The 25,007-nt window shown below is 68.6% G+C and carries 23 protein-coding genes; 8 read left to right on the forward strand and 15 right to left on the reverse strand.

Features of this window, described 5'->3' with window-relative positions; genetic code table 11:
- Positions 1-23 precede the first annotated feature (23 nt).
- Both groL and AC5JCN_RS24140 read left to right on the forward strand, forming a co-directional pair.
- Positions 24-1,661, forward strand: a complete 1,638-nt coding sequence (gene groL, locus AC5JCN_RS24135) for a chaperonin GroEL (protein WP_495757636.1) — start codon at positions 24-26, stop codon at positions 1,659-1,661.
- Positions 1,662-1,924: 263 nt separating this feature from the next.
- Positions 1,925-4,102, forward strand: coding sequence for an ABC transporter ATP-binding protein/permease (locus tag AC5JCN_RS24140; protein ID WP_495757637.1), 2,178 nt, complete (start codon positions 1,925-1,927; stop codon positions 4,100-4,102).
- Positions 4,103-4,136: 34 nt separating this feature from the next.
- Here the strand turns inward: AC5JCN_RS24140 and AC5JCN_RS24145 are convergent, their stop codons facing one another.
- From AC5JCN_RS24145 to aptA, 6 genes are all read right to left on the reverse strand, one after another.
- A complete protein-coding gene (locus AC5JCN_RS24145) occupies positions 4,137-4,613 on the reverse strand; it encodes an META domain-containing protein (RefSeq protein WP_495757638.1) in 477 nt (158 codons plus the stop codon).
- Between the two features lie 186 nt (positions 4,614-4,799).
- A complete protein-coding gene (gene hisG / locus AC5JCN_RS24150) occupies positions 4,800-5,777 on the reverse strand; it encodes an ATP phosphoribosyltransferase (RefSeq protein WP_495757639.1) in 978 nt (325 codons plus the stop codon).
- Positions 5,774-6,913: an ATP phosphoribosyltransferase regulatory subunit gene (locus tag AC5JCN_RS24155; RefSeq protein WP_495757640.1), complete on the reverse strand. Its 1,140-nt coding sequence runs from the start codon at positions 6,911-6,913 to the stop codon at positions 5,774-5,776. Before AC5JCN_RS24155 ends, hisG begins: the two co-directional genes overlap by 4 nt.
- Before the next feature lie 95 nt (positions 6,914-7,008).
- Positions 7,009-7,998 (reverse strand): M23 family metallopeptidase, encoded by a 990-nt coding sequence (locus AC5JCN_RS24160; protein ID WP_495757641.1) that lies wholly within the window; start codon positions 7,996-7,998, stop codon positions 7,009-7,011.
- A 64-nt stretch (positions 7,999-8,062) separates the two neighbouring features.
- Positions 8,063-9,559 carry a histidine--tRNA ligase gene (hisS, locus tag AC5JCN_RS24165; RefSeq protein ID WP_495757642.1) on the reverse strand — a complete coding sequence of 499 codons (1,497 nt, stop codon included), beginning with the start codon at positions 9,557-9,559 and terminating at the stop codon, positions 8,063-8,065.
- 90 nt (positions 9,560-9,649) lie between these two features.
- Positions 9,650-11,002, reverse strand: a complete 1,353-nt coding sequence (gene aptA / locus AC5JCN_RS24170; protein ID WP_495757643.1) for an omega-aminotransferase AptA — start codon at positions 11,000-11,002, stop codon at positions 9,650-9,652.
- Positions 11,003-11,290: 288 nt separating this feature from the next.
- Between aptA and AC5JCN_RS24175 the strand changes: the two genes are divergently transcribed.
- Entirely contained in the window at positions 11,291-13,039 is a 1,749-nt protein-coding gene (locus AC5JCN_RS24175; protein ID WP_495757644.1) for a tetratricopeptide repeat protein, read from the forward strand.
- A 2-nt stretch (positions 13,040-13,041) separates the two neighbouring features.
- Here the strand turns inward: AC5JCN_RS24175 and AC5JCN_RS24180 are convergent, their stop codons facing one another.
- Positions 13,042-13,260 (reverse strand): heavy-metal-associated domain-containing protein, encoded by a 219-nt coding sequence (locus AC5JCN_RS24180; protein WP_495757645.1) that lies wholly within the window; start codon positions 13,258-13,260, stop codon positions 13,042-13,044.
- A gap of 208 nt (positions 13,261-13,468) precedes the next feature.
- Here AC5JCN_RS24180 and AC5JCN_RS24185 point away from each other — a divergent pair, with 208 nt between their 5' ends.
- Together AC5JCN_RS24185 and AC5JCN_RS24190 are read left to right on the forward strand one after the other, a co-directional pair.
- Positions 13,469-14,929, forward strand: coding sequence for an EAL domain-containing protein (locus tag AC5JCN_RS24185; RefSeq protein ID WP_495757646.1), 1,461 nt, complete (start codon positions 13,469-13,471; stop codon positions 14,927-14,929).
- A gap of 115 nt (positions 14,930-15,044) precedes the next feature.
- Positions 15,045-15,923 carry a TIGR01459 family HAD-type hydrolase gene (locus tag AC5JCN_RS24190; protein ID WP_495757647.1) on the forward strand — a complete coding sequence of 293 codons (879 nt, stop codon included), beginning with the start codon at positions 15,045-15,047 and terminating at the stop codon, positions 15,921-15,923.
- A gap of 35 nt (positions 15,924-15,958) precedes the next feature.
- Here the strand turns inward: AC5JCN_RS24190 and AC5JCN_RS24195 are convergent, their stop codons facing one another.
- Positions 15,959-16,552 (reverse strand): hypothetical protein, encoded by a 594-nt coding sequence (locus AC5JCN_RS24195; protein WP_495757648.1) that lies wholly within the window; start codon positions 16,550-16,552, stop codon positions 15,959-15,961.
- A 5-nt stretch (positions 16,553-16,557) separates the two neighbouring features.
- Positions 16,558-16,947, reverse strand: a complete 390-nt coding sequence (locus AC5JCN_RS24200; protein ID WP_495757711.1) for a chemotaxis response regulator CheY — start codon at positions 16,945-16,947, stop codon at positions 16,558-16,560.
- Positions 16,948-17,256: 309 nt separating this feature from the next.
- Here AC5JCN_RS24200 and AC5JCN_RS24205 point away from each other — a divergent pair, with 309 nt between their 5' ends.
- The 3 genes from AC5JCN_RS24205 (at position 17,257) to AC5JCN_RS24215 (ending at position 18,873) form a co-directional block, all read left to right on the forward strand.
- Positions 17,257-17,805, forward strand: coding sequence for a response regulator (locus tag AC5JCN_RS24205; protein WP_495757649.1), 549 nt, complete (start codon positions 17,257-17,259; stop codon positions 17,803-17,805).
- Positions 17,806-17,853: 48 nt separating this feature from the next.
- The gene (locus tag AC5JCN_RS24210; RefSeq protein ID WP_495757650.1) at positions 17,854-18,396 is read left to right on the forward strand and encodes a hypothetical protein; all 543 of its coding nucleotides are present in this window, start codon (positions 17,854-17,856) and stop codon (positions 18,394-18,396) included.
- A gap of 81 nt (positions 18,397-18,477) precedes the next feature.
- Positions 18,478-18,873 carry a response regulator gene (locus tag AC5JCN_RS24215; RefSeq protein ID WP_495757651.1) on the forward strand — a complete coding sequence of 132 codons (396 nt, stop codon included), beginning with the start codon at positions 18,478-18,480 and terminating at the stop codon, positions 18,871-18,873.
- 79 nt (positions 18,874-18,952) lie between these two features.
- Here AC5JCN_RS24215 and AC5JCN_RS24220 read toward each other — a convergent pair whose 3' ends face one another.
- From AC5JCN_RS24220 to AC5JCN_RS24245, 6 genes are read right to left on the reverse strand one after another with little or no spacing between them, the layout of a single operon-like run.
- Positions 18,953-19,339 carry a response regulator gene (locus tag AC5JCN_RS24220; protein WP_495757652.1) on the reverse strand — a complete coding sequence of 129 codons (387 nt, stop codon included), beginning with the start codon at positions 19,337-19,339 and terminating at the stop codon, positions 18,953-18,955.
- A complete protein-coding gene (gene cheB, locus AC5JCN_RS24225) occupies positions 19,332-20,447 on the reverse strand; it encodes a chemotaxis-specific protein-glutamate methyltransferase CheB (protein WP_495757653.1) in 1,116 nt (371 codons plus the stop codon). Before cheB ends, AC5JCN_RS24220 begins: the two co-directional genes overlap by 8 nt.
- Complete coding sequence (locus AC5JCN_RS24230) at positions 20,447-21,085, reverse strand: chemoreceptor glutamine deamidase CheD (protein WP_495757654.1); 639 nt, start codon at positions 21,083-21,085, stop codon at positions 20,447-20,449. The genes cheB and AC5JCN_RS24230 overlap by 1 nt, the downstream gene beginning before the upstream one ends.
- Complete coding sequence (locus AC5JCN_RS24235) at positions 21,085-21,984, reverse strand: CheR family methyltransferase (protein WP_495757655.1); 900 nt, start codon at positions 21,982-21,984, stop codon at positions 21,085-21,087. The genes AC5JCN_RS24230 and AC5JCN_RS24235 overlap by 1 nt, the downstream gene beginning before the upstream one ends.
- Positions 21,981-24,368 (reverse strand): methyl-accepting chemotaxis protein, encoded by a 2,388-nt coding sequence (locus AC5JCN_RS24240; RefSeq protein WP_495757656.1) that lies wholly within the window; start codon positions 24,366-24,368, stop codon positions 21,981-21,983. The genes AC5JCN_RS24235 and AC5JCN_RS24240 overlap by 4 nt, the downstream gene beginning before the upstream one ends.
- 47 nt (positions 24,369-24,415) lie before the next feature.
- A complete protein-coding gene (locus AC5JCN_RS24245; protein WP_495757657.1) occupies positions 24,416-24,907 on the reverse strand; it encodes a chemotaxis protein CheW in 492 nt (163 codons plus the stop codon).
- Between the last annotated feature and the right edge of the window lie 100 nt (positions 24,908-25,007).

The raw sequence follows: 25,007 nt of genomic DNA on the forward strand, positions 1-25,007 counted from the left end.
CTACGATCCTCAAGGAGCTGATGATGGCTGCCAAAGACGTCAAGTTCTCTACCGATGCCCGCGACCGCCTGCTGCGCGGCGTAGACATCCTCGCCAATGCCGTGAAGGTGACGCTCGGTCCCAAGGGCCGCAACGTCGTCATCGAGAAGTCCTTCGGCGCTCCCCGCATCACCAAGGACGGCGTCACCGTCGCCAAGGAGATCGAGCTCGCCGACAAGTTCGAGAACCTCGGCGCCCAGATGGTGCGCGAAGTCGCCTCGAAGCAGAACGACGTGGCTGGTGACGGCACGACGACCGCGACGGTCCTCGCCGCCTCCATCGTCCGCGAGGGCGCCAAGGCTGTGGCCGCCGGCCTCAACCCGATGGACCTGAAGCGCGGCATCGACCTCGCCGTCGAGGCCGTCGTGGCGGACCTCAAGAAGAACTCGAAGAAGGTGACCTCCAACGCCGAGGTCGCGCAGGTCGGCACGATCTCCGCGAACGGCGACGTCTCCGTCGGCCGCATGATCGCCGAGGCGATGCAGAAGGTCGGCAACGAGGGCGTGATCACGGTCGAGGAGGCCAAGACGGCCGAGACCGAGCTCGACGTCGTCGAGGGCATGCAGTTCGACCGCGGCTACCTCTCCCCGTACTTCATCACGAATGCGGACAAGATGGTCGCCGAGCTCGAGGATCCCTACATCCTCATTCACGAGAAGAAGCTGTCCTCGCTGCAGGCGATGCTGCCGATCCTCGAGGCCGTGGTGCAGACGGGCAAGCCCCTGCTCATCATCGCCGAGGACGTCGAGGGCGAGGCCCTGGCCACGCTCGTCGTCAACAAGCTGCGCGGCGGCCTGAAGGTCGCGGCCGTGAAGGCTCCGGGCTTCGGTGATCGCCGCAAGGCGATGCTCGAGGACATCGCGATCCTCACCTCCGGCCAGATGATCGCCGAGGACCTCGGCATCAAGCTCGAGAACGTGACGCTCAACATGCTCGGCCGCGCCAAGAAGGTGCGCATCGAGAAGGAGAACACCACGATCATCGACGGCGCCGGCAAGAAGAAGGACATCGAGGGCCGCGTCGCGCAGATCAAGGCGCAGATCGAGGAGACCACCTCGGACTACGACCGCGAGAAGCTGCAGGAGCGCCTGGCCAAGCTCGCCGGCGGCGTCGCGGTGATCCGCGTCGGCGGCGCGACCGAGGTCGAGGTGAAGGAGAAGAAGGATCGCGTGGACGACGCGCTCAACGCCACCCGCGCCGCGGTGGAAGAGGGTGTCCTGCCGGGCGGTGGCGTGGCTCTGCTGCGCGCTGTCAACGCCATCACCAAGCTCAAGGTCGAGAACGAGGACCAGAAGACCGGCATCGACATCGTCCGTCGTGCCCTGGTCACCCCGGCCCGCCAGATCGTCGACAATGCCGGCGATGACGGCGCGGTCGTGGTCGGCAAGCTGCTCGAGGCCAAGGAATACGGCTGGGGCTACAATGCCCAGACCGGCGAGTACGCCGACCTGGTGAAGACCGGCATCATCGACCCCACCAAGGTCGTGCGCACGGCCCTGCAGGACGCCGCTTCCGTGGCCGGCCTGCTGATCACCACCGAAGCGCTGGTCGCCGAGCTGCCGAAGAAGGACTCGCCCGCGATGCCGGGCGGCGGCGGCATGGGCGGCGGGATGGACTTCTGAGTCCATCCAGCACTCAGGTTACGGGAAAGGGCGCCGGCGACGGCGCCCTTTTCTTTTCGGAGCGCGCGTCTTCAGACGCGCTCTTCCGTACGGACTCCAAAAAAGCGCGTCTGAAGACGCGCGCTCCGCAGCTGCATGGACGAGCCTCACTCCGCTCGCCTTTCCGCGATTTAACGTGACGGCAGGGTTGTGGTATCGCGGCCTTTCACAGAATCGACACGCGCGCCGCCGTGAGCCGGCGTCGATCCGGAGAGGACGCCCCCATGAGTTCGGACACTGTCCCCGCGGCGATCGCGCGTGCCCGCGGCCCGTCCCCCGGCGAAGGCCGCGCGATGATCCCGCTCGCAGCCGCGGTGCTCGTGTGCGCCATCGCCTTCGGCGCCATCGGCATCGGCAAGGGCGCAGGCATGCTGATCGGCGTCGGCGTGGCCGGCGTCCTGCTGGCGGGCGTCACCTTTCGCTCGGCGTCGATCTCCGCCTTCATCCGCATTTTCGTGGCCATCTTCGCGGCCGAGTACATCGTATTCGGAGCGCTGGTCGCCATCGACGCGCTGGGGCTGTGGCCGGAGGGGTTCGAGGAGTACACGCTTCCCGGCAGCCTGCCTGCGACCGTCGCGGTCTTCGGCATGCTCGCCTGGGGGGCGTGGCACATCCCGGTCGTGCGCACGATCATGGGCATCGCCGACCTCTATTTCCGCCACGACGTTGTGGGCACGGCCCGCATCTGGCCCTTCGGCGACGTGCGCGTGCGCGAAAGCCGCCTCGCGGCGGCCGCCATCGTCACGCTGGTTCTGATCAACCAGGCGCAGGTGGCGATCTCGGTGCGCCTGTCCTTCTTCAACCGCGACTGGTTCAACGCCATCCAGGACAAGAACCAGGACCTGTTCTGGTCGCTCCTGTTCACGGTTTTCTTCTTCTGGGCGATCATCTACATCGCCTCCGCCGTCATCGAGTACGTCATCAAATCCGGCCTGACGATCCGCTGGCGCCAGTTCCTCACCGACCACTACATCCGCGAGTGGCAAAGCGACGGCGTGCACTACCGGATGGCCCTGATCGGCGGGCAGGCCGACAACCCCGACCAGCGCATCGCCGACGACGTCCGCCGCTTCATCGGCGGCAGCGATTTCGGCCTCTACGATATCTCGATCACGCTGCTGGCGACGCTGAGCTCGCTGGTCAGCTTCTCCGTCGTGCTGTGGACCATCTCGTCGGCGTTCCCGATTCCGGGCACGAACATCGTCATCCCCGGCTTCCTGTTCTGGACCGCGCTGATCTATGCGGGCATCGGCACGGCGGTGACGCACTGGATTGGCCGAACGCTGGTGCCGCTCAACTACGACCAGCAGCGCTACGAGGCCGACTTCCGCTTCTCGCTGGCGCGCCTACGCGAATATGCCGAGCAGATCGCGCTGCTGCGCGGCGAGCCGGCGGAGCGTGAGCACGCGATGGGCCGCTTCCGGCGCGTCATTCGCAACTTCTGGGAGATTGTCGGCATTCGGAAGCGGCTGATGGCATTCACGGCCTTCTACGGCCAGATCAGCCCGATCATCCCCTACATCATCGTTGCGCCGTTCTACTTCGCGGGGAAGGTCCAGCTCGGCACGATGTCGCAGACGGCTGGCGCCTTCAGCAATGTCGAGGGCGCTCTGACCTTCTTCATCAACTATTACACCAGCCTTGCCGAGTACCGCTCGGTCGTCGACCGTCTCACCACCTTCGACGAGAACATCCACGCCGCGAACACGCTCGGGACGGTGCCGCCGCGCATCGACGTCGTGCAGCGGCCGGGAGCGGACGTCGACATCAGAGGCCTGACACTGCGACTGCCCGACGGCCGCGCCATCGTCACGGTGGACGGGCTCGAACTGCGGGCGGGAGAGTCGACCTTGCTGACCGGGCCTTCGGGATCGGGCAAGTCGACGCTGCTGCGGGCACTCTCCGGCATCTGGCCGTACGGCCAGGGGAGCATCTCCGTCCCAGCCGGTGCCAGCGTGATGCTGCTGCCGCAGCGCCCCTACATTCCCATGGGCACGCTCCGCAACGCCATCACCTATCCCTCGACGAATGGCACCTACACCGACGGGGATGTCGCCGAGGCTCTCAGGCTGGCCCGTCTGCCCGACCTCGTCGAGCGGCTCGATCAGGACGAGGCATGGGGGGCTCGCCTCTCGGGCGGCGAGCAGCAACGCCTCGCCGTCGCCCGCGCGCTGCTGGCGCGGCCCGACTGGCTGTTCCTGGACGAAGCCACCTCGGCGCTGGATGAACCGCTCGAACGGTCGCTCTACGCCATGCTGGCCGAGCGGCTTCCGGCTACGACGATCGTCTCCATCGGCCACCGCTCGACGCTGATCGACATGCACGAGCGCCGGCTCGACATGCGCCCCTCGGCGGCCGGACAGTTCTCGCCAAAGGACACGGCGGAGCCGGCGACGGCATAGCCGGGCCGGCTTCGTCACATCGCAGGGGCGGGCGTCAGAGGGCCCGGTCGAACTTCAGTTCGCCGCGCTGGCTCTTGATGATCAGGAAGCCGCCCCGGAGGTCCCAGAACACGGAGGTGCGCAGGGCGAGGAGGAACTCCTTCTCGCCCGCCATGATGCCGGGCTCGCAGGACCTGCGGGTCTGCGCGATGGCGCTGACCGCGAAGCCCTGCCTGGCCTGCGGGTATGCGGTGGCCGAGAACGTGTTGCAGCCGGCGAAGCCCTTGATGCGGAAGTTCCCGTCGAGCTGCATGGTCGGGCGATTCGTGCCGGAGACTTCCCTGCCGCCCATGGAGATCAGGGTGAACTGCGCTCCGGTCGGGAATGTCTTTTCTTTGCCGGCCTGAACCTGGTCCTCGGAACCCGTCTTGCCCTGTTCGCCCTGCTGCTGGGCCTTGCGCTGGGTGGCGGCATACGCATCCGGCGTGAAGAGGATGACGGCAACGGCAAGCAAAAGCGCGCGTGAACGCATGGGGCGGCGACCTCCCGACAGAAGCGCGCGGAGCATAGGGATGCGGAACCCGAGCCGCAACAGGGCAGGCAGGCCGACGTGATCCAGCGTGGCGCCGTCCACGTACTCTTGCAGGATCCGTCTTCCTCCCCCCGCACGGGTCCCTTCCCCGAGGCCGCTCCACCCCCCGGAGCGGCCTCGCCCTTTTCAGCCGATGCGGCGCTCGAGGCGTTCGGCCAGGGCGTTGGAGGCGGTGAAGACATAGTCGGACCGCGTGACCGCGACGCGCAGTGCGCCCGATGACACCAGCCACTCCGCAAAGGGCAGGATCGTCACCTGCGGGCACTGGAAGACGGCTCCCCCGTCCACGACCGGCCCGAGAAGTCGCGCGGAGAATCGCTCCTCGATCTCCGGTAGTCCCAGCTGGGCGCCGGGTGCGAGAGTGACGCGCACTTCCCGCGTCGTACGTGCCTCCTCCTCGGCCGCGATGCGCGACAGGATGGTGGCCGCCGCACGGCGCGCGGTCGGCCCCCACGCCGCTCCCACGCCCGCCACGAGGTTCGCCTCGCTGCGCAGGATGATGCCGTCCTCGATGATCTTCAGCGCATTGGCGACCAGCGTCGCGCCAGTCGTCGTGATGTCGACGACCAGCTCCGCGGCGCCGGATCCCGGCGCACCCTCGGTCGCGCCGAGGCTCTCGACGATGCGATAGTCGGTGATGCCGTGCTGCGCGAAGAACTGCCTCGTCAGGTTCACGAACTTGGTCGCGACCCTGAGCTTCTGGCCATGACGCGCGCGGAAGCCCGAGGCGACGTCCTCCAGGTCCGACATCGTCTTCACGTCGATCCAGGCCTGCGGCACCGCCACGACGACGTTGGCGTGCCCGAAGCCCAGCCCCGTGAGGAGCTCGACCTTCCGCTCCGCGTCCGGAATGGACTCGCGGATCAGGTCCTCGCCTGTGATGCCGAGATGCGCGCCGCCCTGGGCGAGCTCGCCGGCGATCTCGGAGGCCGAGAGAAACAGCACCTCCGCCTCGGGGACGCCCGCGATGGCGCCGCGATAGTCGCGGGCACCGCGCCCCTGAACGAGGGAGAGCCCGGCGCGCGAGAAAAAGGCGGTCGCGTTTTCCTGCAGCCGGCCCTTCGACGGCACGGCGAGGACGAGCTTGGGATCCGACGCGCTCATGGCGCTGTTCCTTCCTCGTCGGCGGGCAGCCGGTCGAGCCAGATCGAGCAGCCCACGGCGGGAACCGGGGTAGGCGCGCCCAGCGTCTGCAGCAACCTGTCATAGCGGCCACCGCCGACGACGGGCCGCCGCTCCGGACGCCTCGCATCGACGATCTCGAACACCGCGCCGGTGTAGTAGTCGAGGTTGCGGCCGAAGGAGGCCTGGAAGGTGAGGGCGGTCACGTCGACGCCCCGCGCCGCGATGAAGCCCGTGCGCGCATCGAAGGTGTCGAGCACCGCACCGAGGTCGAGCCGCGCTTCCGCCGCCAAGGCTCTCAATTGCGCCGATGCCGCGTCGGGATCTCCGGTGACGCGGATGAAGCGGCCCAGCACCTCGCGCGCCTCGGCGCCGATCCCGCCCTCGGCTTCCGCGGCGGCCTGGGACAGGAACCTCTCGGCGATCTCGTGCGCCGTGCGGCCACCCACCGACGAGATGCCCGCGATCTTGAGGATGTCCTCGACGAAGGCACGCGCGGCGCGCGGATCCTGGCCCTCCAGGGCCCGCAACAGGCCTGCGTGCTCGCCGCCGGGCGTCGTGTCCGGGATCAGGTCGAGCGTCGCCGCGTCGAGCGCCCCCTGCGCGAAGGCGCGCCGCAGCTGGCGCGCGCGGGCAGGCGGCAGTTGGAGCGCATCGACGAGCGCCGTGAAGAGCGCGACGTCGCCGAGGCGAACCTGGGGCTGCTCCATCCCCGCTCTTGCCACGGCTTCCAGCGACAAAGCGAGGATCTCCGCATCCGCCGCTTCCCGGTCTTCGCGTCCGAAGGATTCGATGCCGGTCTGCACGAACTCGGCGCTCTCGGCGCCCCGGCGCAGGCGGAACACGGGACCGCTATAGGTCAGCGCCGCGGGCGCGGCGTCGCGCCGGCCGGCAAGCCAGGCCCGCGCCACGGGGATCGTGTACTCCGGCCGCAGCGCCCATTCGCGCCCGTCTCCGTCCGAAGTCACGAACATGCGCCGGCGGATATCCTCGCCGCCGAGCTCCAGGAATACGTCGACCGGCTGCAGCACCGGCGGCTCGATGCGCGCATAGCCGGCATCGGCGAACAGCGCCAGCAGCGCATCGGCCACGTCGAGAGGCGTGCGTCCCACGGTCATCCCTTTCCGTCCCGCGCCTCCCTTAGCAAAGCGGTCTGCCCGGCGCGACCTGAATCATGGCCGAGAGTGAACAGGTTCCGGCACTGCCTGGAGTTTCACTGGCTGAAGGTTTCCGCGTGCTCCAGCACGGTCTTGCCCTTGCTGACGACGCGGTACAGCCCGCGATAGAGCCCGGGTTGCAGCGGCTTCGCCTCGAGTTTGAGCCCGGCATAGGCCAGGTACTGTGCCTTGCTGCGCTCCAGCGGCGGGATCGTGCTCTCGGCGAGAACCTTGCCGTCGGGGCCGTCGATGCGGAGTTGCTGGGTGTCTCCCTCCCGCAGGTGCAGCGTACGGGCGTAAAAGGCGAGGACCGTCGCGCCGGGCACCGGCGGAGCATCCTTCAGCTCGCCGTTCTCGATGGCCTCCATGGACGGAATGCGCGTGGAGAAGCCGGAGTTGAGCACCAACCGGGGCACGTAGGGCATGGCGGCCGCGGCGGACCCGCCCCACAGGCTGGAGCCGCCTTCGCAGCTTCTGGGGTCGGCGCCGAAGGCGAACGGGTCTACGGCCAGCCCGTCTTTGCGGACGGTGAGATGGAGATGCGGGAAGTCCGTGCGCCCGGACAGCCCGACCAGCCCGAGTTGCTGACCCGCCAGCACCATGTCGCCTTTGCGCACGCGCACGGAGCCGAGCTGCAGGTGGCAGTACTGTGTCTCCCAGCCGCCGCCATCGTCGACGAGCACGCCATTGCCGCACTCGCGCCCTTTCGTGCCGGGGTCACCGGGCTGCCGCATGCCGTCGTCCGGCATGCCGTCGCGCGCTGCGAGCACGTGCCCGCGCGCCGCCGCGCGGACAGCCACCCCCGCGTTCAACGCAGTCGCCGTGGCCAGCCGGAAATCCGTGCCTTCATGGCCGTCATAGGTGGCTTCGCCGCAGGCATAGTCGCGCATGCCGGGACCGGCATCGTGGTCGACATAGTTCTGGATCGCGCAGGATATGCCGGGAACGCAGTCCAGCGGGAGCTGCAGGGCGATCGCATCTTGCGCAACGGCTGGTGCCGCGATGCACACGAGCAGGCAGAGGAGGGCAGGGAGGCGCAAAGTCATGGCAATCGCAACCGGATCGTTGAAATCCGGTCAGATTGCCACCCTTGCATGAAGCTTCCCTTGCTCACGCGTGTCGGGCGAGAACCTTTCGCACGGCGTCGACGAGGTCGGCCTCGGCCACGGAGAGCTGAGCGCCGCCCTGCTCCTTCAGATAGGCCGCCCTGTCCGCGGACGCCCCGGCGAGCTCGGCCCCGAGGACGAGGTCCTTCACCTGCACCTCGCCGCGCGCCCGTTCGTCCGAGCCCTGGATGACGGCGCAGACGCTGTTGCGGCGGTCGGCATACTTCATCTGCGCCTTCATGCCGGAGCCGCCGAGATAGAGCTCGGCCGGAATGCCGCCCTGGCGAAGCCGCGAGACCATCCCTTGGTAGTGTGCGACCTGGTCACGGTCCATGACCAGGACGACGACCGGCCCGCGCTGGGAGGCCGCCTCGGCCTTGCCCAGCACCTTCAGTGCCGCGAGCAGGCGCGACACGCCGATGGAGAAGCCCGTCCCGGGAACCGGCTCGCTGCGGAAGCGGCCGACCAGCCCGTCATAGCGCCCGCCGCCGGCGACGGAGCCGAAGCGGACCGGCTTGCCGTCGTCGCCCGTCACCTCGAAGGTGAGTTCACCCTCGTAGACCGGGCCGGTGTAGTATTCGAGGCCGCGGACCACCGAGGGGTCGATGACGACGCGGCCGTCGTCATAACTGGCAGCGGCGAGCAACTCGGCAATGATCCGAAGCTCCGCGACGCCCTCCTCGCCTCGGGCGGACCCCGCCACCACGTCGGACAGCGCCATCAGCGTGGCGCTGGCACTGTCGCGGCGGGAGTCCGTGAAGGCGAGGACGCGCGTGATCGCGGGCGCGTCCAGCCCCGCTCCCTTGGTGAAGTCGCCCGAGGGGTCCATGCGGCCGGGCCCCAGCAGGTCGCGAACGCCTTCCGGCCCCACCTTGTCGAGCTTGTCGATGGCGCGCAGCACGGTCAGCCGCCGTCCGGCGTTGTCGTCGCCGGAAAGCCCGATGGCCTCGAGGACGCCGTCCAGCACCTTGCGGTTGTTCACCTTGACCACATAGTCGCCGCGGCCGATGCCGACCTTTTCCAGCGTGTCGGCCATCATCATCGCCATCTCGGCGTCGGCCGCGACGGAGGCGGCGCCCACCGTGTCGGCATCGAACTGCATGAACTGGCGGAAGCGGCCGGGACCGGGCTTTTCGTTGCGGAAGACCCAGCCCGCCCGGTAGCTGCGATAAGGCTTGGGCAGCGCGTCGTAGTTCTCGGCGACGTAGCGGGCGAGGGGTGCCGTCAGGTCGTAGCGCAGCGACAACCACTGATCGTCGTCGTCCTGGAATGAGAACACGCCCTCGTTCGGCCTGTCCTGGTCCGGCAGGAACTTGCCGAGCGTCTCCGTGTACTCGACGAAGGGCGTCTCGACCGCCTCGAACCCGTAGAGCGCGTAGACCTCCCGGATGGCGGCCATCATCCGCTCGGTCGCGGCCATGTCGGACGGCCCGCGATCGGCAAATCCACGCGGCAGGCGTGGCTTCACGCGCGGAGAGGTGTCTTGCGGGTTCTGGGCCATGTGTTCACGCCGTGCGGAAGGACCCGGGCGTGGTAGCGCAGGCGCACGGAGCGGGCAAGGCGGCGCCCGTCCGGGCGCCGCCCAGGCTGCCTAGTGTACGGCCCGGATCGTCTTGGCCACCTTGTCGAAAAGCTCCCCGATCTGGTCGTCGCTGATCATCAGCGGCGGCGACAGGGCCAGCGTGTCGCCAGTGATGCGGATCATCACGTCATGGTCGCGGAAGCCCTTGTCCATCACCTCGAAGGCGCGCTGGCCGACGGCGTCGGGCCGTGACGCAAGGTCGATGGCGCAGACGATTCCCATGGTGCGCACGTCGAGCACGTTCGGCAGCCCCTTGAAGGCGGTCATGGCCCCATCCGCCCACTTCTCTTCCATAGCGGCGGCGCGGGCGAAGAGGTCCTCGTCACGGTAGAGGTCGAGCGTGGCGACACCCGCCGCGGCGGCGAGCGGGTGGCCCGAATAGGTATAGCCGTGGAACAGCTCGATGACGTGCTCCGGCCCCTTCATGAAGGTGTCGTAGATGCCCTTGCGCGCCACGACGCCGCCCATCGGCACGGTTCCCGAGTTCACCGCCTTGGCAAAGCAGATCATGTCCGGCGTGACGCCGAAGCGCTCGGCGGCAAAGGGCGTGCCCAGGCGGCCGAAGCCCGAGATGACCTCGTCGAAGATGAGCAGGAAGCCGTACTTGTCACAGATGGCCCGCAGCCGCTCGAGATAGCCCTTCGGCGGCGGCAGAACGCCGGTCGATCCCGCCATGGGCTCGACGATCACGGCCGCGATGGTCGACGCGTCATGCAATTGCACGATGCGCTCCAGCTCGTCGGCCAAGTGCGCGCCCCACTCCGGCTGGCCCTTGGTGAAGGCCTGCTCGGCGCGGTTGTAGGTGTGGGGCAGGTGGTCGACGCCGGTCAGCAGCCCGCCGAAGAACTTGCGGTTGTTGACGATGCCGCCCACCGAGATGCCGCCGAAGCCGACGCCGTGATAGCCGCGTTCGCGGCCGATCAGGCGCGTCTTCTGGCCCTGGCCACGCGCGTTCCAGTAGGCGAGCGCAATCTTCAGCGCGGTGTCGACGGCCTCGGATCCCGAGTTGCAGAAGAACACGTGGTCGAGATCGCCGGGAGCCATGGCGGCAATGCGAGACGCGAGCTGGAAGGCCTTGGGGTGGCCGAACTGGAAGGTCGGCGCGAAGTCGAGCTCGGCCGCCTGCTTCTGGATGGCCTCGACCACCGGCTGGCGCGAGTGGCCGGCGTTGCAGCACCACAGCCCGGCGGTGCCGTCCATGACCTTCCGGCCTTCGGGCGTGATGTAGTGCATGTCCTTCGCCCCCGCGATGATGCGCGGGTTCTTCTTGAAGGAGCGGTTCGCCGTGAAGGGCAGCCAGAAGGCCTCGAGGTCGTTCGGCGCCGCATCGCGGATGGAGCTTTGATCATGTGCGAGCGACATGCCCGTCTTCCCCGGTTCGATTGGTGAAAAGGTGCCGGACCTTATCAGCCCGCCAGATGGCTTGAAAGGGTGGCCCCGCCTTGTGCCGCGAACGACGCTCGGGGCCAGCGCGGCGAGTCGCACGAAAGACGGATCGGACAATGGAGGTGAATTCCGCGATCCGCGTAAGAAACTGAGAAGAGAGATGCGGTAAGTTGCAGCCAATAGTAGTATTGTACGCAACCGTAGCCAGAGCGTGTAGATATTCGCGTCAGTTTACAACCCTAGATTGCTATAAAGGTCTTTTCCATGCTGCCTACCGATTCTCGGGATCCCGCCGGGACCGAGGTTCGCGCTAGCCTCGCGCGGATCCTCGTCAGCGACGAGTTCCGCAACTCACCCAACCTGTCCGCCTTCCTCGCCTTTATCGTCGAGCGGGCGCTGGAGGGACGCGCGGACACGATCAAGGCCTATACGGTGGCCACGCAGGTTCTCGGCCGGCCGGTCAGCTTCGATCCGCAGGCCGATCCCATCGTCAGGGTGGAAGCGACGCGTCTGCGGCGGGCGCTCGACCGCTACTACGGACACGCCGGAAGCGGCGAGCAAATCCGCATCTCCATCCCGCGCGGCACCTACGTGCCGGTGATCGGGTGGCGCCCGGAGCCGGACGGCAGCGCCGGCGCCGAGGAACTCATCGACCCGCCGAGCGGCGGCCACGACGAACGGATGCGGGACCGCGGGAGCCGCAGGCTGGCCTTCGGCATTGCGGCGTCGGTTATGGTGGCGGCCACGGCGGCCGGGGCGGGCTTCGTCCTGCGGGCCGGCGCTCCGGCCCGGCAGGAGCCGGCGACACCCGTCATCGCGCTGGCTCGCGACGCGGCGGCACCGCCGCGGGCTCGCGACGGCACGGCACTCACCACCTTCGCGACGCTTCTCGTCCCGCCGCTCGCCGAGGGCACGACCGGTGCGCGCGCCTATGCCATTCTGCTCACCGACCTGCTGCGCAGCGGCCTTGCCCGCTTCGACGACGTGGCGGTGGTGGAGAGCCCGGCCGAGCAGCCGGGCGGCAGGGGATCCTCCGAGGACACGTATTCCTTGCTCGGAAGGGTTGCGCGGACGGGCAACGAGCACAGGATCGCGCTCAGGTTGCGGCACGAGGTTTCCCGTCAGATCGTGTGGTCCGCGGAATTCGTCGTTCCCGACGCCAGGCGCGCCGAGGGCGAGGAGATGCGGCTGATGCGCGAGATCGCCGTCACCCTTGTCTCCCCCGGTGGCGTCATCGCCCGCGACTCAGGCTCCGCCAAGGCCGCCGCCGACCCGCGCGTCGTCCCGGCGGCCTGCATCGTCCTGTCCGCGTCCGCGCTGGCCCAGGGCGAGGACGCGACGATGCGCGAGGCCCGCGGCTGCCTCGCCGAGGCGGCGCGGGACAACCCGCGTTTCGCTGCGCCGCGCGCCATGCAGGCTCGGCTGGCCGTCGAGACCTGGCGGACCGTCGCGGCGCCCGAACCGGCCCTCCTCGACACGGCGCTCGACGACGCCCGCGCCGCGGTCAAGATCGCGCCGCAGGGCGCCCGCAACTACCTGGCCTTGTCCGAAGTGCTTGCCGCCCGCGGTGACCGCGCAGCCGCGGAGGAGGCGATCACACGGGCGCTCGAGCTCAATCCCTATTCGTCCGAGGTCCTCGCCGCAGCCGCGGCGCGGGACATCGAGGCTGGCCGCTATGCCGAAGGCCAGCGCCTGATGACGGAACTGCAGGAGGCGGGTGCGCCGCCTGCGCCATGGCAGAACTTCTACGAGGCGATCGCCAATTTCTCGGGCGAGTGGCAGCTGAGGTCGCGGAGTCCGGGCCAGGCGGATCAGCATCCGTCGGGATCGCTGGCCCTGCTGGTCGCGGGGGGAGGGGCCGATCCGGCGACACCGGCGGCGGCGCTCGACGTCAGGCGGCGCATCCCTGCCGCGGCCACGGATCCCGTCGACTTCGCGGGTCGCTTCGCGCTTCAGCCGCAAGCTGCCGAGGAATTGGTGCGGCGGCTCAAGGCGGCAATGGCGTCAGGCTAGGCTCAGGCGAGGGGCACGGCCTCGTAGCCGCCCCTCGTCACGGCCTCGGCGAGGCTGTGCGGGTCGACCACCGTCCGCGCATTGACCCGCCCGTTGGGGAGGTCGACGCTGACCTCGGCCTCGGGATCGGCCTTGCGCACGATGCGCGTGACTGCGTTGACGCAGCCCTGGCATGTCATGCCGGTGACTTCGAGGACGACGGGGCTGGCATGGTCGGGCATGTCGGGAGGTCCGCTTGGCTGTGGGCGAGCGGGCGAGCTGTTGGATGCGGGCGTCGCTCTCTTTCGGGGTATATGGGCGTGTTTTCCACGGCTCTCAAGGGCATGGGCCGCGCGAGCCTGTTGTATCGAGGTCTCTTGCGGCAATGTCGGAGACACGGCGAATCAGCCGCGCAGGCGGCTGCGCCAGCGGGCAACAGGCACAGGGCGCGTGTCGAGACGCATCGAATCGATCACGGTGGGAGCAGCCATCGTCGCCGTCGCGGCGGCCGTTTGGCTGATCCTCTGGACGGGGCTGGACGTGAACCGCTCCTATGCGGGGCTCGCCGCCATAGCCTGCGCTGTAGCTCTCGTTCTCATTGCCGCACGCACCCGCCGCACGACGGGCGAGGCAGAGACGCAGCGCCGTCTGTCGAATGTCGAGCGGGCGATCAAGCGGGTCGATGCCCGCTTCGTAGAGCTCTCGGCGCGCATCGCCGAGATCGACCAGAAGGCTGGCGAGACCGGACGCGCCACCGCCCGCGCCGTCTCGGCAGAGCTGGACAGCATCGCCCGTGTCGTGCGCGACCTGGCGGAAACCGTCGCCCAGCACGATGCCGAGATCACCAACGCGAGGCCTTCCCCCGATATGGAGCGCCCCCTGCCGGCGCAGACGCGGGTGGTGGCCGAGCGCGGGCCGCGCCCCCCGGAGCCGGTTGCAGCCGAACCTCCGGCCTCCGAGGGTGAACAGCCGGCACCCGGCACGCCGCCAGGGCCGGTGGTCAGGGACGAGCCGCCCATTCCGTCCGATGTCGTGGTGCGCGCCATCGTCGGCGACCGGTTGTCGCTCTTTCTGCAGCCCGCGGTGGGACTGGCGAGCCGCAAGGTGCAGCTCTACGAAATTCTGGGCCGGGTCTCGCGGCCCGGCTCGTCCGGGCATGTCCAGGCCCGTGACGTCGTGTCGGTCGCCGTCCGGCACGGTCTGCTGGGCCGGTTGGAAACCCTGCTCGTTCGTGATGCGCTGAGGGTCGCACGCCACCTGCGCTCGCGTGGGCGGGACGTCCCGGTGCTGGTGCCAGTCAGCCTGCCGACGCTGGCCGACCCGGCACTCTACGAGATCCTGGAAGAGGGGCTGCGCGGCGATCCGCAACTCGCCGGCGGCATCGCCCTGCAGATCAGGCAGGAGCAGTGGGACCAGCTCGGGGGGCTGGAGGAGGAAGCGGTAGCGGCCATACGCCGGCTCGGCGCCCGCTTCGCCGTGGACGATGTTCGCGATCTCCGGCTCGACGTCGGTGAGCTGGTGCGCCACGGGGCGCGCTATGTCAGGGCAAACGCGGGCGTTCTGCTCGCCGCCGCCGAGGGCAGCGTGCCGAGCGACATCCATCCGCATGACGTACCAGGGCTTCTGTCGAGGCACGGCGTGGACATGATCGTCACCGGCGTCGAGCAGGAGCGCACGCTCGTCGAACTCTTCGAGTTCGGCCTGCAATTCGGCCAGGGCGACCTGTTCTCCGTTCCGAGGGCGGTCCGCCCGGACGTGCTGGCCGACGCCACCGAGCGCGCCGCCGAGCCGGCGCCGGCAGCTGCTGCGCCCGGCGAGGTTCCCGCGGTTACGGAGACGGTGGTCGAAAAGCCGGAAGCCCCGGCAGCGAAGTCGTCGTTCCGCTCGGTGCTGCGCCGCAGCGGCGCTTGACAGAACACGGCCCGCATTGTCTTTCGCGGCCTTCGGCGGACCGAGCGTCCCGCCTGTGCCGGCGCATGCCGCCGTCCTTCGCCGCCATCCCCCGCCGCCCGACCAGGACTGAGACATGCCGCAAGAAAAAGCAGCCGCGCCCGTGATCTCCGGAATTCGTGACTGGTCGGAGGCTTACGACGTGGCGCTGTGCGATGTGTGGGGCGTGCTGCATGACGGAGTTCATCCCCATCCCGCGGCGGCAGAGGCCCTGATCAACTTTCGCCGCCGGGGCGGCACGGTGGTGCTCGTCTCCAACGCGCCGCGTCCGGCCATCCACGTGATGCCGCATCTCGACCACATGAACGTATCGCGCGAGGTGTGGGACGCGTTCGTCACGTCCGGCGATGTCACGCGGGCGCTGATCGAGCAGCAGGGAGGCAAGCCCTACTACTGGCTCGGCCCCGAGCGCGATGCCCCGCTGTTCGAGGGGCTGGAAGCACCGTCGGTCCCCTTCGAGGACGCCGAGATGGTCGTCTGCACCGGTCTCTACGATGACGAGGTCGAGACGCCGGACGACTATCGCGACATTCTCGAGCGTTCGCTGGCGCGCCGTCTGCCGATGATCTGCGCCAACCCCGACATCGTCGTCGAGCGCGGCGACAAGCTGATCTACTGCGCCGGTGCGGTGGCCGAGTTCTATTCCACGATGGGCGGCGAGGTCGCCTACGCCGGCAAGCCGCACCGGCCGATCTATGTCGCGGCGCTGGAGCTTGCCGCCTCGAAGCGTGGCCGGGAGATCGACCTCCAGCGGGTCTTCGCGCTGGGCGATGCCCTGCGCACGGATGTCGCGGGTGCCAACGGGCTCGGGGTCGCCTCTCTCTTCGTCGCACGCGGGATCCACACGCACGAGCTCGGCATCGCCGAAGAACCTCTCGACCAGCCGCGCCTCGACAGGCTGCTGGCAACCGCCACGGTGAAGCCGACGGCCGCCATCGACAAGCTGGCGTGGTAGATCAGGGCGCCAGGAAGATCACGGGTCCAGGAAGATCAAGGATCCACGTCGGGTTCGGGCCCGGTGGGATGCGACGCCAGCAGCGCGTCGATCCGGTCCTGGTCGTTGCCCTCTCCGGGAGGGGCGGGGCCGATCACGCCGGTCTCCAGGCCGGGTTCGAAATCCACGATCGACGGCACGTCGCGTGATGCGATCATGCTGGCGATTCTAGACAGCCGGCGCTCCAGCGTGGACAGCGTGTTCCGCACGCGGGTGGCGCGCTGGGCCGTGAGATCCTGGAACGCGCACTGCACGATGATGGCGGTCATCTTCTCCGCGACATAGGCCCGGTAGGCCTGGGGATCGGCGATCTGCGCCGCCATCACATCCTCCGCCGCGGACATGATGCCGTTCGAGAAGTCTTCGGAAGTGGTGATGATGTAGTCGATCTCGCGCAGCGCCGCCGGGATCTGGTCCTTGGCGAGCTCGTTGCACCCGAGCGTCGCAATCTCGCGCCGGACGAAACGGAGGTAGTCTGCAGCCGCCCCGATCTCGCGCATCAGGGGCGCGCGCTGCAGGCCGTGGTCGGCAAACGGAGTGGACGGCGTCAGGCGGGCCGGTTCGCGGGAAGGGACCGGGTTCGCCGACATGACGTTCAGCCCGGCTCGCCGAAGACCGACTCGATCTTCGACTTCAGCGTCTGAGCGTTGAAGGGCTTGACGATGTAACTGTTCACGCCCGCCTTCTTGGCGGCAATGACGTTGTCGGTCTTCGACTCTGCCGTGATCATGATGAAGGGCGTGTCCTTCAGCTGGTCGTCGGACCGGACATGCTTCAGCAACTCGTAGCCGGTCATGGGTTCCATGTTCCAGTCGGAGATCACCAGGCCGTATTTGCGGCTGCGCAGCTTCGACATGGCCTGCGTGCCGTCGGTGGCATCGTCGACGTTCTCGAACCCGAGCTGCTTGAGGAGATTGCGGATGATGCGGATCATCGTCTGGTAGTCGTCGACCACGAGAATCGGCGTCGAAGGTTCGAGCCCCATCATTCACTCCGGTCCGTGACGGCCCAGCCGCCTTCGTCTTCCCGAGGCCGCCGCCTCCCCTGCGACAGCCAAATCCGAATTGGACGCTACGGCCGGGCGCTTGCGATTACGTTAATGTGCCGCGTTACTAGGCGGCCCGGCTGCAGGCATCCCGAAATAGTGGCGATCTCCGCAGCGTGATGACCGGATTTTACTAAAAACGAAGCGATTACTGCAAGCGCGCGGCAGCAGGGCGTGTCCTTGTAGGACGAACAAAAAATTAACGGCCCGCGACCTAAGGTTGCCTATCGCGAACAAAGCAACCAATCGATGTCAAGCTACAGGGTCGAGTACCACCGGCTTCGGTTCCTCGTCGTCGACGACAACACCTACATGCGGCGCATCATCAAGACGCTGCTTCACGGCTTTGGCGCGCGCGAGGTGTTCGAGGCCGAGGACGGCGCAGCCGCGCTCGACGCGTTCGCATCGCACTATCCCGACATCGTCTTCACTGACTGGGAGATGCCGCTGATCAACGGCATCGACATGACGAAGCTGATGCGCTGTTCCGACAACAGCGTGAACCCCTACGTCCCCGTCATCATGGTGAGCGTGCATTCCGAGCGTCACCGCGTGATCGAGGCGCGCGACGCCGGCGTGACGGAATTTCTCGTCAAGCCGCTCTCCGCGCAGGTCATCCACCAGCGAATTCTCGGCGTCATCGCGACGCCGCGTCCCTTCATCCGCACGCCGACCTTCTTCGGACCGGACCGCCGCCGCACCAAGAGCGCGGAATACAACGGTCCGGAGCGCCGCAAGCAGGCCGGCGAGCTGATCGCGCCCAGGAAACTGGCCGCGGGTATTCTGCAAGAGAGATAGAGGCCCGGTTTCGGCCGAGCCGGCCGTTCATTTCAGAGAGCTTTAGCCATGAAGAAGATCGAACCACCGGAACCCGAGAAGACGGTCCACGCGGACCACACCGTGATCGTCCCGCCCAACACATTGCGGGCGAAGGCGTTGAGCCATGTCCGCCAGTCGCCGGCGGATGTCGCGCAGATGGTGGCCAGGGCCGACAGGGCGCTTGCAGCGCTCGCCCCGAACTTCACCGAATGGATGCAGAGCGAGACCAAGCGCCTCGTGGACAGCTTCGCCATTTTCGAGACCGGCCCGCGCGAAGCCGAGGACGTGAAGACCATGTTCATGGTCGCGCACGACATCAGGGGTCAGGCCCTGCAGTTCGGCTACCCCATCGCCAGCCAGCTCGCCGCGGGCTTGTGCGATCTCCTTCAGGAGGGCATGCGCGACGTGCCCATGATCGTGCTGCGCCGCTACGTCGAGGCCATCAGCTCGATCGTCCGCTCGGGTGTCCGCGATGACGGCAACGAGCTCGCCCTGGCGCTGGCCCGCGAGCTGAGCGCAGTCTCGGCCGAGTTTAAGGCCCGTGCCGCGCCGCAACGCGCCGGCGCGTGACGGGGGTCCGCAAAGGGCCGGACATTGCCGACAAGGGCTGCTTGAGGCACAACCGGAGCTTGGCCCTTACGGAACAAGCCGTTGCCTTTTGATCGCATCAAGCCGGTCCTGGTCGTCGACGACAACTTTGCGATCATCCGGATCGTGACGTCGCTGCTCAACGCCCAGGGCGTGTCGGACGTCGAGGGCGCCGGCAGCGGGCCCGAGGCCATCCGCAAGCTGAGCCAGCGCGAGTTCGGCTTCGTGATCTCAGACTACTTCATGATGCCGATGAACGGCGTCGACCTGAAGCTCATCATGGACCGGCGCGATGCCTGGGCCATGATCCCGTTCCTGCTGATGACGACGCGGGAAGAGACGTTCGACCGCAGCAAGTTCGAGCGGGCCAATCTGCGCCACGTCATCCTGAAGCCCTTCACCGCGGTCGGACTGGTGGCGGAGATGGACAAGGTCGCCGACAGCCTCACCATCGGATAACCCCTCCGACGCGCCTCCAGATGACAAAAGGCCCCGCCGAAGCAGGGCCTTTCGCAAAACGTCCAGACCTAAAGCGCGGTCAGGCCACCTTCAGCACGCTCTTGACGCGCGCCTGCAGCGCATTGGGCTCAACCGGCTTGAGCAGGAAAGCGTCCACCCCGGCATTCTTGGCCTGGCGCACCGTATCCGAGGACGTTTCGCTGGTCGCCATGATCACGGGCGTGCCGCGCAGCACGGGGTGCGAGCGGATCGCCTTCAGCAGGCCGAGGCCCGAGATGCCGCCCATGTGCAGGTCGGTGATGACGAGGTCATAGCGCACCTGCGTGAGCTTCTTGATGGCTTCCTCTCCGCTTTCCGCACCGTCGACGGTTTCCATGCCCATCTGCAGCAGGGCAAAGCGGACAAGACCACGCATGCTCTTCTGGTCGTCGACCACGAGCACCTTCTTGGACTTGATGTCAGCCATTGTTCGTCCCCGATGCAGTGCGCAGCGCGCGGCGGCGCGGTTGCTGGGCCAGGACGGCGTCGGCGATCCGGTCGAGCGGAAGAACCTGCTCCACGGCCCCGATCTGCGCCGCAACTTTGGGCATGCCATACACCACGCAGGTTGCCTCGTCCTGCCCGATCGTCCTAGCCCCGGCGCGGCGCATGGCGAGAAGCCCGTCCGCGCCGTCGCGGCCCATGCCGGTCAGCAGAACGCCGCAGGCGGCCGGGCCGGCCTGTCGCGCCGCCGAATGGAAGAGCACGTCGATGGAGGGCTTGTGGCCGGAGACCGGACTTTCCTCCGAAAGGCTCGCCACATAGTAGCCGCCCTTCTGCACGACGCGGAGATGGAATCCGCCGGGAGCGACCCAGACCGTGCCGGCCGTGAGACGGTCACCGTCGTCGGCTTCCCGCGAGGGGATGCCGGTCGTCGCCTGCAGGCGCGCCGCGAGGCGTGCCGTGAAGCTCGGCGGCATGTGCTGGACCACGACGATGGGGGCGCCGGCGTGGCGCAGTCCCTCGACCACCTTGCAGACGGCCGGCACGCCGCCCGTCGAGGCGCCGATGCAGATGAGCCCGTGCGCCTCGCCGACGGGCGCCGTGGCCGGGCCGGGTACGGACGACGGAATGGGCGTCAGCCTCGGCGCCGCGGGAGCGGCCGGCTGGAAGCGCCGGTGGTTGCTCTGCGCCGCGCGCAGCAGGCCCGCCGCGGTATCCGCGATGAACCGGTCGATCTCGGTGGGCTGCGCGTCCGGCTTCTGAATGACGTCGATCGCGCCATTCTCGAGCGCCGTGATGGCGAGGTCGCCGGACGCCGGCGTGTGGCCGGAGACCACGAGGACCGGCAGCGGCCGCGACACCATCAGCTTCTTGAGGAAGTCGATGCCGTTCATGCCGGGCAGCTCGATGTCGAGCGACACGACGTCGACCGCCACCTCGGGCTGGCGGAGGATGTCCCAGGCATCCTCGGCGCTTTCGGCCGAGCCGGCGAGCACGAGGCCTTCCGTCTCTTCCACGATGGCGCCGATCAGCCGCCGGATCGTCCGGGAATCGTCGATGACGAAGACGCGATAGGGTGCGGTGCGCGACATCAGAAGAACTCCACATCTCCGGCAGGCGCCACGCGCGCGATCCTGTTCCGGTAATCCTCTTCCTCGCGGGTGACCGTCTGCGCGCTGCTGCGGTCGAGTTCCTGCACGAACGCCCGTCCGGTCGCAGGGTGGAACCGCAGCCGGCGCGGGGCCGTGCCGCCGACGGAGCGCGCCACGATCGGGAAGCCCTCCGTCTTCAGAAACTTCTCGACGAAGCCGATATTCTGCTCGCCGATCTTGAGCATGGTGGAGCCGCCCAGCACGCGGGCGCCCCCGAAGATCTTGAACTCGATCCGGCCGCGCTGGCCGCCCTTGCGGTAGATCGCGTTGAGCAGGCTTTCCATGGCGTAGTCGCCGAAGCGCATGGCCTCGTCCGTGCCGCGCGACAGGTCGTGCGAGTCGGAGGAGGGCAGGAGGAAATGGTTCATGCCGCCGACGCCGGTGATGGTGTCTCGCGCGCAGGCCGAGACGCAGGATCCGAGCAGCGTCACGATCACCTCGTTGGGGTTGTCGGTGACGTACTGGTCGCCGGGCGCGACCGAGACGAAGGTCTGCCCGGACGCATCCTGGAACGACCTGCGGGTGGAGGCCGGAGCGGCGGCGCGCGGCGGGTTGGGAGGCATCGTGCCGATGGCCATCAGCGCCTCCTGTAGATCGTGCGGCCGATCAGGTCGAAGGCCGGATGCGGCGGCGACAAGGATTCTGAGTGGCCGAGATAGAGCCACCCACCCGGCCTCAGCAGGTCGACGGAGCGGTCGACGATGCTCTTCTTGGTGGGCGCATCGAAATAGATCATGACGTTCCGGCAGAAGATGGCGTCGAACGGGCCCTTCATCGGCCAGGGCGTAACCAGGTTGAGCTGCCGGAAGGTGAGAAGCCTGCGCAGCGGTTCGCCGATGCGCACTGTGTCGGGACCGATGTTCTCGGCCATCAGGCTGCGGCGCAGGTCGGCAGGTGCGCGTTCGACGACCTCCCGCGAGTATTCGGCGCGCTGGGCGCGGTCGAGCACGTCAGTGTCGATGTCCGTCGCCAGAATCTTCAGGTCGATCCCGCGGGGCACGTTGGCCGCATTCACGGTGGCGGCGATGGAGTAGGGCTCCTCGCCTGTCGAGGACGCCGCGCACCAGATGCGGATGCGGCTGGAACCGCGCGCATTGAGGACGGACTCAGGCAGGGCATCGCTCGCCAGATGGTCGAAATGGTGCCTCTCGCGGAAGAACGCGGTGTGGTTGGTCGTCAGGACGTTCAGCAGCTGCGGCAGCTCGCGGCCGGCGTCTGGGCCGCGCAGCATCTCGCAATACTCGGCCACGGAGCGCAGCCCCAGCGCGCGCAGCCGGCGCATCAGGCGGCCGCGGATCATGGCCGTCTTGTGGGCGCGGATGACGATCCCGGCCTGTTCCTTTGCGATCGAGGCAATCAGCTCGAAGTCGCGCGGCGACAGGGCAATGTCGTCCTCGTCGAGCGAGAGCCCGAAGGCGTTGCTGTCGCTCCTGTCGGCGGACGGGCGAGCCGCGGCCGTGTAGTTGCTCCGACTCATGCGTGTCTTCCGTAGGTTCCCGTGGCCGCGGGCTCGGGCGCGAAGGCGTCGAAGGCGAGGGCGGCCAGACGGCTGTCCCGTCCCGCCGCGTCGGAGGCCGCGGTCCGGAAGGACGAAAGGATCTGTTCCAGCGTGGTGATCTGGCGCGTGAGGGCGGCCGCCGAGGCGGCGCTCTCCTCCGCCAGCGCGGCGTTCTGCTGCGTCATCTCGTCCATGTGCGCGATGGCCTGGGTCATCTCGTCGATGCCGCTGGTCTGCTCTGCGGAAGCGGTCGAGATCTGCGTCACGGTCGAGGACACGCGGCGCGACGCGTCGACGATGCTGGCCAGGGCCTCGCCGGCCTCGCGGACCAGCCGCACGCCTTCCGAAACCTGGGTCGAAGATGAGGCGATGCGCTGCGTGATGTCCTTTGCGGCCTGCGAGGAGCGTTGCGCAAGCGTGCGCACCTCGGCCGCCACGACGGCGAAGCCCTTGCCGGCGTCTCCCGCCCTTGCGGCCTCGACGGCGGCGTTCAGGGCCAGCAGGTTGGTCTGGAAGGCGATCTCGTCGATGACCGAGGTGATGTCGGAGATGCGCTTGCTCTCCTCCTCGATGCGGGCCATCGCCTCGACGGCTTGGCTGACGATGCTGCCGCCGCTCTCGGCCACGCCCTTCGCCTCGTCGGCCAGCGAGGCCGCCTGGCGCGAGGCCTGGGTGGAGGCCTTCACGGACGCGGCAATCTCTTCGGTCGTCGCAGACGTCTCCTCGAGCGAGGAGGCCTGGTTTTCGGTGCGGCGCGAGAGGTCCTCGGCGCCGGCACTGATCTCGCGGGCCGCGGAGGCCACGTCGGACGCGGTCGCCTTGATCCCGCGCACGGTCTCGCTGAGTCGCCCGACGGTGTCGTTGATGGCGTCGCGGAGCTCGCCGAGGCGGCCCTGGTGTGCGGTGGCGACCTGACGGGTGAGGTCTCCCGCGGCGATGCACTGCAGCACCGAGGAGAACTCGCGCGTCGCGCTGTCGAAAACGGCGTTGATGGCGTTCACGCTCTCGATGACGTCGCGCACCGACCCGTCGATGCCCGCGGCATTGGCGCGCTGCGAGAAATCGCCCTGGCGCGCCGACGCCACCACGGCGGCGACCTGCTCGACGGCCGCGCGCATGGCCTGTGCCGCGCGCTGCTCCTCCCGGCGGCGGCCCTCCTCAGCCTGCTGCTCGCGGGCAAGGGCGAGCGCATTGGCCCGGTAGTCCTCGAGGGCGAGGGCCAGCGCGCCGAGTTCGTCCGGGTTGGCCGGCTCGGGCGCCTTCTGCTCGAAATCATTGGCCCGGAAGCGATCGAGCGACTGCTTCAGCGCCGCGAGCGGCTGGCCCAGGCGGCTCTGGATGCCGCGCCACGTCGCGGCGGCCAGCGCAAGCGTCACCAGAAAGAGCGCACCCATTCCGGCCAGCCGGATGAACGCCTCCCGGGACAGCGCGGCAGCGTGGCCGGTCATGGTGTCGAGGGAGGCCGAGACGAGTGCGGCGAGCGTCGGCGCGGGCGCGGAGCACTGCGCCATCCACTCCTCGCCGCTCATGATCTTGGTGCCGCTGTCGTCGAACTTGGCGACGACTTCGTCTGCCTTGGCCGTCGCATCCTTGACGGCGGCGATGGCTGCGGAACCGGCGGCTGCGATGGCGGCGGGGGCACCGGCGCGCGAGGTCACGGCGGCGATCGTGTCGAGGCCTGCGGCCGTGGCGCCGCGCGCGGTGCCGAGCTTGACGGCAAGGCCCGGCCACAGCGCGCGGGAGGTGCCGACATTCGGGCGCAGCAACGGGCACTGCTCGGCATAGGTGCGCTGGACGCCGCGGGCGGCATCCTTCAGGCGCTGCATCTCGGCCAGCGGTCCGTCATGCAGGCGGGCGGCCTGGGCCGCGTCCGCCGAGCCTGCGGCCGCGGTCCCGGCCACGGCAGTCAGGGCGTCGGTCCAGTCGATGGCCATGGCCATGCTGCGCTCGGCCTTGTCCTTGCCTGCCTCGTCCATCACCTGCTGGTAGAGCGGCGCGGCCGTGTCCCACTGCTCGCGAAGCGCCTTCGCCGTCTCGCCGGCCGTGGCGACGTCCGTGGCGGCGATGGCCACGGCGGCGCGTGCCACGGAGGCCTCGACGCGGCTCTTCCACTCCTCGATGCGGGGAGCGGGCTTGTCGTCCTGGGCGATGGCCGCGCCGACCGCGATGCGCTGGCCGTCGACATCGGCGGCAAGTTCCAGCAGAGCCCTGTCAGCGGCGACCGAGCGCTCGATCCGCACGGCATCCCGGTACTCCAGCGCGGCGTTCGCGGCGAGCCATGCGGACACCACGGCCGTCGGAGCGCAGACCGCGAGCACCGTCGCGGTCAGGTATCGCCGGATCGAGGTTCGGAACAGGGCCATCTTTCACCAGGTTGCTTCGGGGTCGGAGCGGGCAGAAGGGGCGGCGGTCAGTACGTCTCGCTCACCACGGCCTGCAGGTTGAGGATCGAGATCACCGCCTCGCCCTTCACTAGGATCGCGTCCAGCAGGGCCGGGCCGAAGGCCTGGTCCACGTCGGGCGCCGGGCGCAGGTCATCGGGGGCGACGTCGACGATGTCGGACACCGCATCGACCAGGATCCCGGCGAAGCGCTCGCCGAGGTCGACGACGATGACGACCGAGGCGCGGGAGATCGACGCCGGGCCGAGGCCGAGCCGCTGGCGCAAATCGTAGACCGCGATGATCGCGCCGCGCAGGTTGATCACCCCGAGCACGTGGTGGGCCGAGTTCGGCAGGGGCGTCGTGGGCTGCCAGCCCTTGATCTCGCGCACCGCTCCGACATCGACGCCGAAGGCGCGGCCGTCGACGCGAAAGGTGACGACCTGGTTGCCGATGCGGGTGGCAAGTCCCGGGGGGAGCCCGTGGGAATGGGCGACGGGTTGCGACAGTGCGGCGCTCACGACGCAGCTCCTTGTGCTAGCGGAAAGAGATCGAGATCGCCGGCCTTCCTCTGCTGTGACAGTCCCGGGAGGGCGTCGACGTCGAGGATGAGAGCGACGA

Source organism: Alsobacter sp., from assembly GCF_059501845.1.